The organism is Rhizobium sp. 'Codium 1' (assembly GCF_020889605.1).
Classification (GTDB): domain Bacteria; phylum Pseudomonadota; class Alphaproteobacteria; order Rhizobiales; family Rhizobiaceae; genus Allorhizobium; species Allorhizobium algae.
In genome coordinates, this window is the sequence record NZ_JAJGPW010000004.1 from 195,453 (window position 1) to 211,264 (window position 15,812).

The window sequence follows — 15,812 nt, forward strand, 5'->3', positions numbered from 1 at the left end:
ATCGGTCGGTCCGGGGGCGTCCACCCCCGGCCGGGCGCGCAAGGGCATCAGACTCACCCCCCAAATCTCAAGGATTTCAGTCTATTGCGGAATTTGTGCGGTGCAGACTGTGATTTTTCGTACTTGCCAAGGTTCGGAAATGCACCTACCTCTTGTAGCGTTCGGGCACCAAAGATCCCGGAGACTGGACTGACTTTGATCGACCGCATGTGTGGTCCTGGGGGCCTTCTCCCGCCGGCAGACGTTCTTTCCCCGTTATCGCGACCACTCGACGGTTCCGTTTCGGCGGAACTTCACCTTGCCGCTTCCGGTCCGCCGGCCGTGGCGCAGACGACAGAAATCGGGAACAAGGAACTCTCCCATGGCCACCAAGGGCACCGTAAAATTCTTCAACCAGGACAAGGGCTTCGGCTTCATCACCCCGGAAGACGGCGCAAAGGACGTGTTCGTCCACATCTCCGCGCTCCAGGCCTCTGGCCTGCAGAGCCTCCAGGATGGCCAGCAGGTCACCTTCGACACCGAGCCGGACCGCATGGGCAAGGGCCCCAAGGCCGTCAACATCCAGGCCGATTGATCAAGAATTTCGAATGGCGTCCCCCGGGGCGCCATTTTCGCTTTCGGACCGCAGAAATGCCGAAAAGCCGCGCTAGAAATTATTCCGCGGCGGCCGACGTGCTGCTGGACGCGCCCTGTGTCTTCGGCCCGCCCGCAATGTCCACGGCCGCAAAGGCCTCGGCAATGAGGTCCGGCGACACGGCGGGCTTGGTTGCCTCCGACGACAGGATCTGCCGATAGCGCCGCGCACCGGCATAGCCCTGGAACAGCCCGACCATATGCCGCGTGACATGGTTGAGCCGTCCGCCGGACGCCACCACCCGCTCCGCATAGCCGATCATGGCATCGCGAACGTGATCCCAGTCGACCGGTTTCGCCGCCGCGCCATAGATGCGGGCATCGACCTCGGTGAGCAGCGTCGCATTGTGATAACTCGCCCGCCCCAGCATAACGCCATCCATGACGGCAAGATGCCGGACCGCCTGGTCGAGATCGCTGATCCCGCCATTGATGCCGAGGAAAACATCGGGATTTTCGCGCTTCATCCGATAGACGAGTTCGTAATCGAGCGGCGGGATCTCCCGGTTTTCCTTCGGGCTCAGACCCTTCAGCCAGGCCTTTCGCGCATGGATCCAGATCGCGTCGGCCCCTGCCCCGATCATCCGGGCGAGGAAATCCGGCAGCACAGCCTCCGGTTCCTGCTCGTCCACCCCGATCCGGCACTTGACGGTCACCGGCACCGTCGCCACCTGTTTCATGGCGGCAACGCAGGCCCCGACCACTTCGGGCGTCTGCATCAGGCAAGCCCCGAAGGTCCCCGATTGTACCCGGTCCGACGGACAGCCGACATTCAGGTTGATTTCGTCATAGCCGTAATCCGAGGCGATCCTGACCGCCTCCACGAGCTTTGCCGGATCCGATCCGCCCAGCTGCAGTGCAACCGGATGTTCTTCCCCGTTGAACGAGAGCAGTTTCTCCCGCGGCCCGTGAATGATCGCATCCGCCACCACCATCTCGGTATAGAGCAGCGCGCGGGCCGAGAGCTGCCGATGGAAAAACCGGCAATGCCGATCCGTCCAGTCGATCATCGGCGCAACGGCGAAGACGGGAGCTTTGAAATAATTGACGTTTTGTTGCTCTTCAGACACTTACGGCACTTTCTCCATCGTCTCACTTACACTCGCTCGGGGCTATTTCCGCCGATTTTAGCACTCGATTTGGTCCCATGGACCAGATTAGGAGCCGGCTATGGGCACGATCCGCGCGCGCAAGCGCAAGGATGGCAGCGTCGCCTACCGGGTGCGAATGCGGGTCATGCAGGATGGCGTGACTTATCACGAGACAGACACCTTTGACAGACGTCCTGCGGATACAGCCCGGATTTCAAAACGCGAACGGCAATATCATTGCTGACCTGGCATTTTGGACCAAAGCAATCCGAAAGTTCGAGGTGTAGCGCGACCAAGCTTCAACTTGATGTGGGTCAACCGCGCCCCCCTGTCTCGGGCGTATGCTCAATACGAGTAACAGCACACGGCAGATTACCACTATTGGGAGGGTCTAACATGAATGGCTTTGTCGCCCCTATCGTTTGGTTAGAAAAGCTGAAGCGCACTGATGTGGCCAAGGTTGGCGGCAAGAACTCCTCGCTCGGCGAGATGATCCAGGAGCTTGGCCAGCATGGTGTCGACGTTCCCCCGGGTTTTGCCACCACCTCGGATGCCTATTGGAATTTTATCGATCAGAATCATCTACGCGAACCGGTCGGCAAGCTGATTGCGGACTGGACAGCCGGTAAGGCGACCCTTTCGGAGACTGGCGCGGCCATCCGCCAGCTTGTTCTGCGGGCAGATTGGCCAGAAGCCACGGCTGAAGCCATCATCCAGGCGTACAGGGAACTGTCCGGCAGAGCAGCCCGGGAGCAGGTCAGCGTTGCAGTGCGCTCGAGCGCGACAGCAGAAGATCTACCCGACGCGAGCTTCGCGGGGCAGCAGGAGACCTTCTTGAACATTGTAGGCGAAGCTGAATTGCTGCAAGCCTGCAAGCGCTGCTTTGCCTCGCTCTTCACCGATCGTGCCATTTCTTATCGTCAGGCAAAGGGGTTCGACCACATGAAGGTCGCTCTGTCCGTCGGAATACAGCAAATGGTCCGCTCCGACCTCGGCGGATCTGGTGTCATGTTCTCCATCGACACGGAAACAGGTTTCGACAAGGTCGTCATCATTGATGCCGCCTGGGGGCTTGGGGAAAACGTCGTTCAGGGTGCTGTCGACCCGGACGAGTATCAGGTTTTCAAACCTCTTCTCGAGGATCCGACTTTGATGCCGATCATCTCGAAAAGATGCGGTGGCAAGACCATAAAGATGATCTACGGCACAGCCCAAGAACCAACCCGGAATGTACCGACATCGAAAGCCGAGCGAAGCGCTTTTGTCCTTTCAGACGAAGAAATCCTGACACTGGCCCGCTGGGCAACAACCATCGAACGTCACTACGGCTGTGCCATGGATATGGAATGGGCTCGGGACGGGCATACTCAACGCCTTTACATTGTCCAGGCGCGACCGGAAACGGTCCAGTCGAACCGCGATACCGCAGTCTTCAGCTCCTATCAGATCAAGAGCAAGGGCAAGACATTGGTCAAGGGCCTGTCGATCGGCGACGCCGTCGTCTCCGGTCAAGTCTGCCTGATCGAGAATGCCCGTGATATCGGGCAATTCATCGACGGATCGATCCTGGTTACATCCACGACGGATCCTGACTGGGTTCCCATCATGAAACGGGCGGCGGCCATCGTCACTGACCATGGCGGACGTACGTCGCATGCTGCCATTGTCAGCCGCGAGCTGGGGCTGCCGGCCGTTGTCGGAACCGGAACGGCCACCCAGGTGCTGCATTCCGGCCAGGAGATCACGGTGTCCTGCGCCGAGGGCGACGAGGCAGCGATCTACGAGGGTCTAGCAGACTACGAGGTTCAGACACTCGACATGGACGATGTTCCGGCGACGAGAACCAAGGTGATGCTCAACCTTGCCAATCCGGGCGCCGCGTTCCGCTGGTGGCGGCTGCCGGCGGACGGCGTGGGGCTCGCGCGCATGGAATTCGTCATCAGCAATGCAATTCGCATCCACCCCATGGCACTGGTGAATTTCGACACACTGACCGATCAGAAGGCGAAGGCCGAGATCGCGGGATTGACGGCAGCCTATGCCGATAAATCCGTCTACTTCGTCGACAAGCTGGCCGAAGGGCTGGCGCGGATCGCTTCGACATTCCACCCAAAGCCGGTCATCGTCCGGATGAGCGACTTCAAGACCAATGAATATGCGGGCCTTCTGGGCGGCGGCGCGTTCGAGCCAACCGAGGAAAACCCGATGATCGGTTTTCGCGGCGCCTCCCGGTATTATTCACCGCTCTACCGGGAAGGATTTGCTCTCGAATGCAGAGCAATACGGAAACTGAGAAACCAACTCGGCTTCAAGAATGTCGTTGTCATGATCCCGTTCTGCCGGTCCGTGTCGGAAGCCGAAAAGGTGCTGGAAGTCATGGCTGAGAATGGACTGAGGCGAGGCGAAGACGACTTGCAGGTTTTCGTTATGTGCGAGATCCCGTCCAACGTCATCCTGGCGAAGCAGTTCGCGCAACACTTCGATGGCTTCTCCATCGGGTCGAACGACCTGACCCAATTGACGTTGGGAGTCGATCGCGATTCCGGCGAATTGGCCGATCTCTTCGACGAGCAGGACGAAGCCGTCAAATGGATGATCCGCAAAGTGATCGGCGAGGCAAAGGCGGCCGGAGCCAAGATCGGCCTTTGTGGCCAGGCGCCGAGTGACCATCCCGAATTTGCGAAGTTCCTGGTGGAATGCGGCATAGATAGCATTTCGGTCACGCCGGACAGCTTCATCGCGGTCAAGCAGAACGTTTCGGAAGCCGAAATGGCGAACGAAGCCGGCGCGCAGATATTTGCGGATGACATTCCGGGATAAGCCGGTCCTGCGGCAAATCTACCGGATCGATAGATGCGCTCGAAAATGCCAGCGTCGGATTACGCTCCGTAGCGCCATGTCGACCACTTCAGAGCCCCGGCTGAAAACATGGGAGGGACGGCTGAAACATGGCTCATTCTCAATAGAAATATCAGGCTGCGCCGGGTCAGCTCTCAGTGGACATCAACAGACAGGCCTTAGTCTGCGTGGCCGCACGGCTCCAGTCGGCAACCGAAATGCAAGGCCTCGTCGTCTCGTTCAGAATGACCCGTCGCTTCGAGAGACGGTGGTACGTGGCAGAAGTAAAACCGCGTAACAAATTGAATATTTGTAGACTTTTTGCCCGATCCGTCGCCGTCATCAGTGGGGCCACGGCAAACACCGGTCGCCCATGGGGCCCGGGACCGGGTGTGTCACGGGTGGAGAAGTCGGTTTCTATCGTCATGGCCGCGCCCTTGGCATGCGCTGGCATCAAAGGAATCAGTTGCATTCGCCGCGAGGCCAGCGGGTCCGCTCAGCTGTCCAGCCCGATCACCTTTTCGAGCCGCTCCCAGGTGTCATCCATGGCGTAAGCCGCAAAAAAAGACAGGTTGATATGGCCGTAGATCGGGGAAAGCTGCCATTCGGCCTCCTCCTCATCGACACCGGCGACCTGCTGCAGGAAGATGACGGAGGCGAGACCGGTACGGTCGGCGCCCGACATACAATGCACAAGGATCGGCTGCTCCGCCGTTTTGAGAAGCGCCAGCAATTCCTGCGCCCGCTCCGGCGTCAGTTCACGGCGGGCCGAAATGCCGAAATTCACATGCGCGGCGCCATGCGCGGCCGTTGCGGCGACCTCGTCGTCATACCAGCCCCGGCCGACATTCTCGCCACGCAGATTGATCACGGTCTTGATGCCGTAGCGGTCGATCTCCTCGCTCAGCCGCGCACCGGAAAGCTGCGCCGAGCGATAGAACTGTCCGGGCAGAACTTCGTGGAAGTTTCCGGACAGGATCAGGATGCCGACATAGGCACCAAATAGCGCGAGAAGCCCGGCAACCGCCAGTCCGGAATGCAAGGCAATCCTGCGCCAACCGCGGACCTGCGGCACCTTGCGCTCCAGTGCCCCTTGATCGCCTTCAACACTCGACATCGCAAGTCTCCCCGCCCTCTGGTCCAATGGACCGGCTCACAACGCTGCCCTTGCCACCCGATTCGGCTGTTTCGATGGCAAACGGTCCAGACGACAGCACGGACTTACACGATACAGGTGCCTCCTGTGCTGCAACCGGATGCGGGGGGCAACCGTCAAGTCCAATACAGGAAATGGCGGTTTCACAGCCGGACTGTTTCACCCGCACCCGAACCGCTTGCGGCCAGGATGAGCGCGCGACCCCAATTCAACGGAAACTTCAGCCAGGGCACCATGATCCGGCCCCTCGGCGGGCATTCCGCTCACAGCAATCCCAGTTCGGCCAGCTCCCGCTTCAGGTCATCGGGCATATCCTCGATATTGGCACCAGAGGCCGAAAGGTCGCGGGGCGCAACATCGGCGTCGAGATAACGCCAACCCTGGAAGGGCCGACGTGGTGCCGGCGCCACTTCGATCACCTCAGGGCCGAGGATCAGCTCGCAGCGGGTGATCCCATCGCCGCCGGTGAAGGTCTTGATGTCGAGGAGCTTCTGGCGGGCCGACAGCTGGCCCTTGATGATCCAGTAGAGCGAGCCACCATCCAGCAGTTCCTCCATGCGCTTCGGCACCATCCGGGTGACATGCGAAGAATGCGGCTCCAGGCCCGCCGCAACCGCGACGAGGCAGCGTTCGGCGACCCAGTCGCGCAGGTCGTCGATGGAGTCGGCTCCGACGCAGAGTTTGAGGAGATGCAGTGTCATGACACCCGAGATAGCCGGTCTGGCCGGGGGGTCAAGGGCATGGGCGTCAAAGGCAGGGGCTGCTCAACAGTTGCGATGCATTTGCCTGCTGTGGCCATCCTCGGGGCACGCCTGAGGATGACGACGGAGACGTATCAGGACAGAGGCGCTCCCCTCCCCGCATCAACATTCGACGACGTTGACGGCGAGGCCACCAAGCGAGGTTTCCTTGTACTTCTCGTTCATGTCATTGCCGGTCTGGCGCATGGTCTCGATACAGGCGTCGAGCGGCACGAAATGCACGCCATCGCCTTTCAGCGCGAGCGATGCAGCGGTAACGGCCTTGACGGCACCGAGCGCGTTGCGCTCGATACAGGGCACCTGGACAAGGCCGGCGACCGGGTCGCAGGTCATGCCGAGATGATGTTCGAGAGCGATTTCCGCGGCGTTCTCGATCTGCTCCGGCGTGCCGCCCATGACGGCGGCAAGACCGGCAGCGGCCATGGCCGAGGCCGAGCCGACTTCGCCCTGACAGCCGACCTCGGCGCCCGAAATCGAGGCATTGTGCTTGATGATCCCGCCAATGGCAGCGGCCGTCAGCAGGTAGTCGCGAATGCCCTGCTGGTCGGCATCGGGATGGAAATGCAGGTAATAGCGGATGGTGGCGGGCACGACACCGGCAGCACCATTGGTCGGCGATGTCACGACGCGGCCACCAGCAGCATTCTCCTCATTCACCGCCATCGCATAGACCGAAAGCCAGTCATTCGCGAGCACCGGATTGAGCCGGTTGGAACGCCACTCCTCCTGCAGCTGATCGTGGATGGATTTCGCCCGGCGGCGCACCTTCAAACCGCCCGGCAACTGGCCTTCCTGTCGCAATCCGCGATCGATGCAGCTCAGCATCGCATCCCAGATCCGGTCGAGGCCTGCATCGAGATCCTCGCGCGATCGCACGACCTCTTCATTCGCCCGCTTCATCTGCGCGATCGTCTGGCCGGATGAGGCGGCCATGGCGAGCATTTCCTTCGCCGAAGCGAAGGGATAGGGCACCTTGTGATCGGATGCTTGCTTCTTCTGCTTCTGCAGGGCGAGAAGCTCGGTATCGGTGACAACGAAGCCACCGCCGATCGAATAGTAGATCTGGGTGAGGAGAACGCGGCCGTCCTTGTCGAGGGCGGACAGTCGCATGCCGTTGGCATGACCCGAGAGCGGCGTCTTCTTGTCGTAGACGAGGTCGTCCTTCGGTTGGAAGATGTAAGCTGGATGACCGGGCGGGGTGACGCGGCCTGTGCGCTCCACGTCCGCAATGATGCCCTCCATGCGGTCAGGGTCGATGCTGTCAGGTGCCTCGCCCATCAGACCGATGATCACCGCGTTTCCCGTGCCGTGACCGATGCCGGTATAGGCGAGCGACCCGTGCAGGCTCGCCTTCAGGGCTGCCACATGGGCACCGGCGGGGCGCGGCCACTGATCAGAGAGGATGAGGTCGAGAAACCGGTTGGCCGCCGTCATCGGACCCATGGTGTGGGAACTCGAGGGGCCGACGCCGATCTTGAACACGTCGAAAACCGAAAGAAACATGGGGCTCCTCGCATGCGGGACTGAAAGCGCAAAGGCTAGAGCATCGCCTATCACGAATGCGCCTCGCAATCGACATCGGCTTTCATGGCCGCGACATGACCAAGATGGTGTCCGCAGCCCAAAACGCAAACAGCGCGGTCGAGATGACCGCGCTGTGCGCAAATTCCGTTTGTGTAGGCTATCAAACCGCGCCGAAGAGATAGGCCAGGCAGAGAACGCCGGCAAATCCTACCAAAGCACGGATGGTAACGCCCCAGCACGACGGCTGAACATTGCCTTCCATGGAAACTCCAAGTGTGACCACTCATTCGTGGAAAGCCGTCCCCCGACCGCTTTCCGGCGAGATGTGTATTAAAATGCTGCGCCTTTCGCAATTGCAAAAATGGCAAAAGCAAGGCGTATTTTGCGCAGCAGGCATGCGTGGAGCGCATGGATATGTTATATTTCAATGGGATGAGCCGTTAACCGGCTTGGCACCACCTGCCTCATTTCGACCCAAAGCCTTAGAGCTGGTTAATTTCCGTTGTGGGAGATCGCTGGAGAAGGATAATGCGCGACGAGACGCGCTCGCAGGAATCGCAGCCATGACCATGCCGGACTACATCGCCCTCACCCTCTTCATTCTTCTTTGGCTGGCCTATGCGCGAATCACGGGCAACCAGGTGATCTGGCAAAGGACCAGCCTGACCAAGGCCATGGCGGAACGCCGGCGTGAATGGATCCTCAATTCCATGACGCGAGACCTGAAGATGATCGACACCCAGATCATGGGCGGGCTGCAGAACGGCACGGCCTTTTTCGCCTCCACGACGATCTTTGCCATAGGCGGCTGTTTCGCCTTGCTCGGCGCAACTGAACAGGTGGATGCAATCCTCAGGGACATTCCATTCATCGTGCAGGGTGGACGGGCAACCTTCGAACTGAAGGTCTGCGGGCTGATTGGCCTTTTCGCGTACTCCTTCTTCAAGTTCGGCTGGTCCTACCGGCTGTTCAACTATTGCACCATACTCTTTGGTGCGATCCCCATGATGGACGAAGCAAAGATGGACCCGGCGCGTGCGATGGAAGCGGCGGAGCGCACGATCCGGATGAACATCATCGCCGCCAGCCATTTCAATATGGGTCTGCGCGCCATCTTCTATTCGATCGGCTATCTCGGCTGGTTCGTCAGCCCCTGGATCTTCATGATCGCGACAGTTCTGGTCTTCATCGTGCTGCTGCGCCGCCAGTTTTTCTCCGAGGCAAGGCTTGCCCTCCTGAACGGGAGCGATACGTGAAAGCAGGAAATGCGACACGGGCCATGAATTTGCCGCCTTTGGGACCGACCGCCGATCCCTGACCGGCGCTGCACAGCGGCAGCCGGGGGAGAGGTGAAGGAAGACTGCGTGGCAGAGCAAACAGAGCATACCCCCCCGAGCCGCCCGAGTCGCCCGCGCCTTCCCGCGCTCGATGCGGCACGCGGCCTCGCACTGATCGCGATGGCGACCTATCATTTCAGCTGGGATCTCGAATTCTTCGGCTATCTGGAGCCCGGCAGTTCGACGCAAGGCTTCCTGCGGGTCTATGCGCGGCTCATCGCATCGACATTTTTGTTCCTCGCCGGCTTCAGCCTCGTGCTCGCGCAATACCCGACACTTCGACTGCAGCCCTTCCTGCGCAGGCTCGGGGTCATCGTCGCCGCGGCGGCTACGATTTCGGTCGCGACTTATTGGTTCACACCCGACAGCTGGATCTTTTTCGGCATCCTGCATGCGATTGCGCTGTCGAGCGTCGTCGGCCTTCTCTTCCTCAAGGCCCCGTTCATCGTGACACTGGTCGCTGCCGCTGTCGCCTTCACGCTGCCGACAGTCCTGCGATCGTCGAGCTTCGATGCGCCCTATTTCTGGTTTCTGGGTCTTTCGGAAACGCTTCCGCGCTCCAATGACTACGTGCCCCTGCTGCCATGGATCGGTGCACTGCTGACCGGCATCGCCCTGGCGCGCTTCCTCGTCGATCGCGACAGGCTGGGCTGGATCGCCAGGCTGCCGGCGGGCCCGAACTGGCTCCGCTGGGGCGGCCGCCATTCCCTGACCGTCTACCTGCTGCACCAGCCGGTGCTGATCGCCGGTCTTTTCCTCGCAAGCTACGTCGTTCCGCCACCCGCCGCGGATCCGGTCGCGTCCTACATGGGAAGCTGCCAAGCGAGCTGCGCGGAACAGGGTAACGAAGCAGGTCTGTGCGAGCGCTTCTGCGACTGCACACTGGAGCGCCTTCAGGCGGAGAACCTCTTTGCTCCCCTCCAGTCCGGCGCAATATTGCCGGCTCAGGATGCACGCATCCAGACGCTGGCCGAAGAGTGCACGTTAAGGAGTCAGTCAGCGCCGTAAGGGGGAGTTCTTCAATGAATGCCTACCGCGCGAAGCCTCTGAAATATCCCTGGCCACCCATGCTCTACCTGACGGGCATCCTGACCGCCATGCTGGCTGGCCGGATCGCAGCGCTGGCTCCGATCCCCTCGCCCTATGGCTTCGCGTTGTCCTCCATCGGCCTTGCCATCCTGCTTGCGGCCGTCATGCTCGATGTCTGGGCCGTGCGAACGCTGATCGGCCGGCAAACACCGGTTTCGGACTGCCGATGCGCCCGTCACCTCGTGACCTGCGGCCCATTTCGCTTCAGCCGCAATCCGATCTATCTCGCCTATACCTTGTTCGCAGTCGCACTTGGTCTGATCTCGGGGAACAGCTGGTTTTTCGTCGCCGCGCTCGTTTCGCTTGGAGCGACGCGCCTGATCGCGATCCCCAGAGAAGAACGCCATCTCGAAGCCCGGTTCGGATTCGACTACGACAGCTACCGCAAACGGACGCGGCGCTGGATCTGATTTGGACTGAAAACGAGGCCGCCGGACGTCAGGTGCCGACGCCGATCTCCACCAGGCGCGTAAGGCAGGCTTCTTCGGCCTGATCCAGTTCGGACAGGGTCTCATCGATATCGCGGCGCTTCTGTCGAAGCTCATCGCGCTTCTCGTCAATCTTCTTCATCATCAACTTGAGCTGCCCGATCTCGCCGGGCGGCTCCTTGTAGACGTGAACGATTTCGCGGATTTCGGCGATCGTAAACCCGATGCGGCGACCACGCAGGATTTCCTGCAGGAACCGGCGGTCGGCGGTGCGGTAGAGGCGCGTACGGCCACGGCGTTCCGGATGCAGCAGGCCCTCGTCCTCGTAGAAACGCAGGGTGCGCGTCGAGACACCAAATTCACGCGTGAGCTCTGTTATGCTATAGTATTTCTTCACGGCATTCCGATCCTGTGTCGGAACACATGATATTGACTTTTACGTACAAGTCAATTTTTTCGGCCTTCCGATGGTCGAAACCAGCCCCCTCGGTGCCTGCATACGAGGCCAGGTGTCACATGAACCACCAGGTGGCGAGACCGAGAAAGGCAAAGAAACCGATGATATCGGTGACCGTCGTGACGAAGACGGAGGAGGCCACGGCCGGATCGGCGCCGAAGCGGTCGAGCGCAAGCGGGATGAGGATGCCGGCGATGGCAGCCGCCATCATGTTGATGAGCATGGCGGTCGCGATGATCCCGCCGATATTGACGTCCTGAAACCACAGACCGGCAATGACGCCGATCATAATGCCGAAGACCACGCCGTTCAGCAGACCGACGCCCGCTTCGCGGCGCACGACCCTATAGGCATTGTGAATATCGAGATTGCGGGTGGCAAGCGCCCGGACCGTGACGGTCATGGTCTGCGATCCGGCATTGCCCCCCATGCCCGCGACGATCGGCATCAGGACCGCAAGTGCCACGATCTCCTGGATTGTCGCCTCGAACAGCGAGATGACCGAAGCCGCCAGGAAAGCCGTCAACAGATTGACCGCGAGCCACGGCACGCGCGACCGCGACGTCTCCGCAATGCTGTCGGACAGCTCTTCGTCGCCGACGCCACCGAGGCGCAGCAAATCCTCCTCCGCCTCTTCCTGGATGACGTCGACCACGTCGTCGATGGTGAGCACGCCGACCAGCCGCTCGTTTTCATCGACGACGGCGGCCGACAGAAGGTCGTATTGCTCGAAAAGCTGGGCCGCCTCTTCCTGGTCCATCTTGGCCGGGATCGGGTGGTTCGTCTCGTGCATGATCGTCTCGATCTTCACCTGCCGCTTGGTGCGCAGGATCCGGTCGAGATTGACGACGCCGAGAAGTTTGAAGGTCGGATCGATGACGAAGATCTGGGTAAAGGTCTCCGGCAGATCTTCCTCGTCACGCATGTAGTCGATCGTCTGGCCGACCGTCCAGAAGGGCGGCACGGCGACGAATTCCGTCTGCATACGTCGGCCGGCGGAGCTTTCCGGATAATCGAGCGCCCGGCGAAGGCGCACGCGCTCGGTGAACGGCAGCTGGGCGAGAATTTCCTCGCGGTCTTCGTCCTCGAGGTCTTCGAGAATATAGACGGCGTCATCCGAATCGAGATCGCCGATAGCCGCTGCGATCTGCGCATTCGGCATCTGATCGACGATCTGCATGCGGATCGCTTCATCGACCTCGGTCAGCGCCGTCATGTCGAAATCGGCGCCGAGCAGCCGGATCATCGCCAGCCGCTGGTCGGGCTGGATCGCCTCGATCAGGTGGCCCAGTTCCGACTCGTGGAGCTTGGCAACATTCTGGCGCAGGAAGATCACGTCGCGATCGGCGATCGCGGCACCGACCATGGTCAGGAAATCATGACGGATCGAGCCTTCCTCGTCATAAATGTCGGCCTGCGGCTCCTCGGGAGCGCCACGGCCGAGACCATCGTCGTCGATCTCACTCATGACCTGCCCTCGCCTCTGATGCCCACTGCTTCGAAGTCGGGAGAATGGCGGCAAAAACCCTCAAGTCAACACGCAGCCAGGGGAAAAATGCCAGGAGCTGTGCAAAGCCTCCGGCTTCCTGCTAGCGTGTCTCTTGCGCCACAGTGGGCATCCGGCCCGCTCGCCAAGAGCCGAGAGTTTTCGTGACCCGCCTGACCATCCGCTGCTATCCCGACACCGCCCTGAAGACACCTGCCGAACGGGTCACCGAGTTCGGAGCGGATCTGCAACACCTTGCCGATGACCTCTTTGAGACGATGAAGGCGGCCCCCGGGATCGGCATCACCGCCCCTCATTGCGGGATCTCTAAGCGCCTGACCGTGATCGAGCTTCCCGAGATCGGCGGTCGGCGCGATTACGTCAATCCGGAAATCCTCTGGGCTTCCGAAGATGTGATGACCCAAACCGAAGGCAGCGTCTCCATGCCCGGCATGACCGAGGAGGTGACACGGCCAAGGGCGGTCCGGATCCGATACCAGACGCTTGACGGCACGGTGAACGAGGAAGCGCTCGAAGGATTCGCCGCGATCTGCATGCAGCACGAAATCGACCAGCTCGATGGCATTTTCTGGGTCCAGAAACTGTCGCGCCTGAAGCGGGAACGGCTCCTGAAGAAGTGGGAAAAGGCGGCGCGCTGACCGACAAGGTCGAACAAAGAACAAGGCCAGGCGTTATCGTCTCAGACAGTGACGAAGGAGCCCATCATGGCCAAGGACGACCGCAAGACCGACTTTTCCCGCGAGGACGATTATCGCGACTACGACCAGCGCAATATCGGTGACGGCTGGCCCTATGCCGACGGCGCGGGTGCCACGGCAAGCCCGGTCGGGAACCGCGGCTACGGCGAAACCGCCGCCAATTTCGACCGCGACCGCAACGAGGGATATCACGTCGATGCGGTTGACGCTGCCGGCCTGGAACCGTCTCCGGCGACACCGGTCCTGCCGACGACCGAGGGTCGCGAAAACGACGACCAGCTCGAATCGGATATTTCCCTTGCCCTGGAGAGTTTCGACGACTCGGTGCTGACAGGCCTCGACATCCATGTCGATGGCCATCTCGTGACGCTGCGCGGCGCGGTAGACACCGCCGAGGAGCGGCGTGCGGTGGAACTGAAGGTGCTCGGCGTGACAGGTGTCAGCGAGGTGAAAAACTTCATCACGACACTTGGCGTGGACAGCCACATCCCGCATGACGGCGATTGAGAAGCCGTTGAAATTCAGCAACAAAAAACCCGGCGCAAAGGCCGGGTTCTTTTTTGGTGCGGTCGAGAAGACTCGAACTTCCACGGGTTGCCCCACAGCGACCTCAACGCTGCGCGTCTACCAATTCCGCCACGACCGCATCGTGGTAGGCGCCGAATTGCTCCGGCGGGGCTGCATGTAGCAAAAGCATTGGGGGTCCACAAGCCCGGCGTGACAGATTTTTGAAAATTCCTCAGACGCTGTGGGAAAGCCCTGATGAAGAGGGTGGCTGCTGCCCTTGAAGTCCGGGGCTTTTCTTGCCAAATACAGGGAAAACAAGGCTTTTCGCCAGTCCACAGCCGAAGGCAAATTTCATGCTCCGCACCGATCTCGAACATTCCATGCATGCCCGCGAAGACTGTCCGCCGGTGCGTTGGCGAGTCACCGACGGGCTTGTCGGCTATGAAGAGGCCGTTGCAGAAATGGAGCGGCAGGTGGGTCTGATCGCAGACGGCAAGGCCGATGAACTGGTCTGGCTTGTGGAGCACCCTGCCCTCTATACCGCCGGCACTAGTGCCGATCAGAAGGACCTGATCGAACCGGACCGGTTTCCGGTCTTTGCGACGGGGCGTGGAGGCGAATACACCTATCATGGCCCCGGCCAGCGGGTCGCCTATGTCATGCTGGACCTGAAGCGTCGCCGGCAGGATGTGCGCGCCTATGTGGCGGCCCTCGAAGAAGTGGTGATCCGCACGCTGGACAGCATGAACGTCAAGGGCGAACGCCGCGAGGAGCGCGTCGGCGTCTGGGTGCGCCGTCCCGAAAAGCCACGACTGCCGGATGGCACGATGAGCGAGGACAAGATCGCAGCTCTCGGCATTCGGCTGCGTCGCTGGGTGAGCTTTCATGGCCTGTCGATCAATGTCGACCCGGATCTCTCGCATTTCACCGGCATCGTACCCTGCGGGATCTCGGCCCATGGCGTGACGAGCCTCGTCGATCTCGGCCTGCCTGTCATGATGGCGGATGTCGATATGCGCCTGCGTGAGGCCTTTGAGGACGTCTTCGGACCGACGGTCAGCGAAGACTGACCGACCTCGGCTCAGGCGCGTCCCATGACCGGCCCATCGAGATCGCCGGCCTTGCGCCGCCGCTCGTGGCCTTCCTCATAGGTTTCAATCTGTCGCGCAATCTTGTCGATGAGACGGGCGCATTCGCGATGCGCATCGGTCAGGCGCTGAAGATCAAGCTTCAACGCTTCGAGGGGCAGATCGCCGGTTTCCTGGATCGGACCGGTTCCCAGACCTGTCATCAGCCACATGGGCGAGACGCCAAGGATGCCGGCGAGATCAACCAGGCTCGACGCGCCAGGCTCCGAACGATCAGCCTCCCAGGCGAGCAGGTTTTCGCGCTTTACGCCGATTCGGTTCGCCACATCGGCGAGTGACAGGCCCGAAGCGTCGCGTGCGGCCGAGAGACGACCTCCCAGCGTGTCATCGCTCGAATCGGTCATGCGGGAAAACTCGTTGCGCGCCGGCATCGGCACCTCCTGATCGTCCAGTTGCGCCGCCCAAGGGGCGACAGTTGCTCTACTCCGATCCGTCGCATCCATTGTAGCGGATCCGAAGGGCCCGCATCTTTCCGGTGACGCCACGGACAGGCATGAAAACGCCGTCCGGGCCCCACAGACGAATGCGGACAAAAGGCCATAAACGCACGACGCAGCGATTGGTTCCCATTTTTCTTTTGCTTGATCACACCGACGCGCCATGCTTGTTCACGCAGGCGCGATCGCCATCTCCTTTCG

General features: G+C 60.8%; 16 protein-coding genes and 1 tRNA gene. 9 read left to right on the top strand and 8 right to left on the bottom strand.

Translation table 11 applies throughout. The features are described 5' to 3' along the window. Positions 1-361: 361 nt before the first annotated feature. On the top strand, positions 362-574 hold the full coding sequence (locus tag LJE98_RS12515) for a cold-shock protein (RefSeq protein WP_229575549.1): 213 nt from the start codon (positions 362-364) through the stop codon (positions 572-574). 79 nt (positions 575-653) lie between these two features. On the opposite strand, the gene dusA is transcribed toward LJE98_RS12515, so the two are convergent. Continuing rightward, a complete protein-coding gene (dusA, locus tag LJE98_RS12520) occupies positions 654-1,703 on the bottom strand; it encodes a tRNA dihydrouridine(20/20a) synthase DusA (protein WP_324255839.1) in 1,050 nt (349 codons plus the stop codon). Between the two features lie 100 nt (positions 1,704-1,803). Between dusA and LJE98_RS12525 the strand changes: the two genes are divergently transcribed. Next, on the top strand, positions 1,804-1,968 hold the full coding sequence (locus LJE98_RS12525; RefSeq protein ID WP_229575550.1) for a hypothetical protein: 165 nt from the start codon (positions 1,804-1,806) through the stop codon (positions 1,966-1,968). A 152-nt stretch (positions 1,969-2,120) separates the two neighbouring features. Beyond that, the gene (gene ppsA / locus LJE98_RS12530) at positions 2,121-4,544 is read left to right on the top strand and encodes a phosphoenolpyruvate synthase (RefSeq protein ID WP_229575551.1); all 2,424 of its coding nucleotides are present in this window, start codon (positions 2,121-2,123) and stop codon (positions 4,542-4,544) included. 514 nt (positions 4,545-5,058) lie between these two features. On the opposite strand, the gene LJE98_RS12535 is transcribed toward ppsA, so the two are convergent. The 3 genes from LJE98_RS12535 to LJE98_RS12545 all read right to left on the bottom strand — a co-directional run bounded on the left by LJE98_RS12535 (position 5,059) and on the right by LJE98_RS12545 (position 7,982). Further along, a complete protein-coding gene (locus LJE98_RS12535; protein ID WP_229575552.1) occupies positions 5,059-5,679 on the bottom strand; it encodes a tyrosine-protein phosphatase in 621 nt (206 codons plus the stop codon). Positions 5,680-5,981: 302 nt separating this feature from the next. Then, positions 5,982-6,419 carry a DUF1489 family protein gene (locus LJE98_RS12540; RefSeq protein WP_229575553.1) on the bottom strand — a complete coding sequence of 146 codons (438 nt, stop codon included), beginning with the start codon at positions 6,417-6,419 and terminating at the stop codon, positions 5,982-5,984. Between the two features lie 162 nt (positions 6,420-6,581). Then, positions 6,582-7,982 carry an L-serine ammonia-lyase gene (locus tag LJE98_RS12545; protein ID WP_229575554.1) on the bottom strand — a complete coding sequence of 467 codons (1,401 nt, stop codon included), beginning with the start codon at positions 7,980-7,982 and terminating at the stop codon, positions 6,582-6,584. Positions 7,983-8,566: 584 nt separating this feature from the next. On the opposite strand from LJE98_RS12545, the gene LJE98_RS12550 reads away from it, so the two are divergent. The 3 genes from LJE98_RS12550 to LJE98_RS12560 all read left to right on the top strand — a co-directional run bounded on the left by LJE98_RS12550 (position 8,567) and on the right by LJE98_RS12560 (position 10,839). Continuing rightward, positions 8,567-9,259, top strand: coding sequence for a DUF599 domain-containing protein (locus LJE98_RS12550; protein ID WP_229575555.1), 693 nt, complete (start codon positions 8,567-8,569; stop codon positions 9,257-9,259). Positions 9,260-9,367: 108 nt separating this feature from the next. Next, the gene (locus LJE98_RS12555; protein ID WP_229575556.1) at positions 9,368-10,348 is read left to right on the top strand and encodes a heparan-alpha-glucosaminide N-acetyltransferase; all 981 of its coding nucleotides are present in this window, start codon (positions 9,368-9,370) and stop codon (positions 10,346-10,348) included. 14 nt (positions 10,349-10,362) lie between these two features. Then, the gene (locus LJE98_RS12560) at positions 10,363-10,839 is read left to right on the top strand and encodes a methyltransferase family protein (RefSeq protein WP_229575557.1); all 477 of its coding nucleotides are present in this window, start codon (positions 10,363-10,365) and stop codon (positions 10,837-10,839) included. 28 nt (positions 10,840-10,867) lie between these two features. Here LJE98_RS12560 and LJE98_RS12565 read toward each other — a convergent pair whose 3' ends face one another. Then, positions 10,868-11,254, bottom strand: a complete 387-nt coding sequence (locus LJE98_RS12565; protein WP_229575558.1) for a MerR family transcriptional regulator — start codon at positions 11,252-11,254, stop codon at positions 10,868-10,870. A gap of 115 nt (positions 11,255-11,369) precedes the next feature. Continuing rightward, entirely contained in the window at positions 11,370-12,782 is a 1,413-nt protein-coding gene (mgtE, locus tag LJE98_RS12570) for a magnesium transporter (protein WP_229575559.1), read from the bottom strand. Positions 12,783-12,964: 182 nt separating this feature from the next. Between mgtE and LJE98_RS12575 the strand changes: the two genes are divergently transcribed. Together LJE98_RS12575 and LJE98_RS12580 are read left to right on the top strand one after the other, a co-directional pair. Then, the gene (locus tag LJE98_RS12575; RefSeq protein WP_229575560.1) at positions 12,965-13,459 is read left to right on the top strand and encodes a peptide deformylase; all 495 of its coding nucleotides are present in this window, start codon (positions 12,965-12,967) and stop codon (positions 13,457-13,459) included. Positions 13,460-13,525: 66 nt separating this feature from the next. Then, the gene (locus tag LJE98_RS12580) at positions 13,526-14,026 is read left to right on the top strand and encodes a BON domain-containing protein (protein WP_229575561.1); all 501 of its coding nucleotides are present in this window, start codon (positions 13,526-13,528) and stop codon (positions 14,024-14,026) included. A 54-nt stretch (positions 14,027-14,080) separates the two neighbouring features. Here the strand turns inward: LJE98_RS12580 and LJE98_RS12585 are convergent. After that, positions 14,081-14,165 (bottom strand) — tRNA-Leu (locus LJE98_RS12585). Positions 14,166-14,379: 214 nt separating this feature from the next. Here LJE98_RS12585 and lipB point away from each other — a divergent pair. After that, entirely contained in the window at positions 14,380-15,096 is a 717-nt protein-coding gene (gene lipB / locus LJE98_RS12590; protein WP_229575562.1) for a lipoyl(octanoyl) transferase LipB, read from the top strand. A gap of 11 nt (positions 15,097-15,107) precedes the next feature. Here lipB and LJE98_RS12595 read toward each other — a convergent pair whose 3' ends face one another. Next, on the bottom strand, positions 15,108-15,545 hold the full coding sequence (locus LJE98_RS12595; RefSeq protein WP_229575563.1) for a helix-turn-helix domain-containing protein: 438 nt from the start codon (positions 15,543-15,545) through the stop codon (positions 15,108-15,110). Positions 15,546-15,812 lie beyond the last annotated feature (267 nt).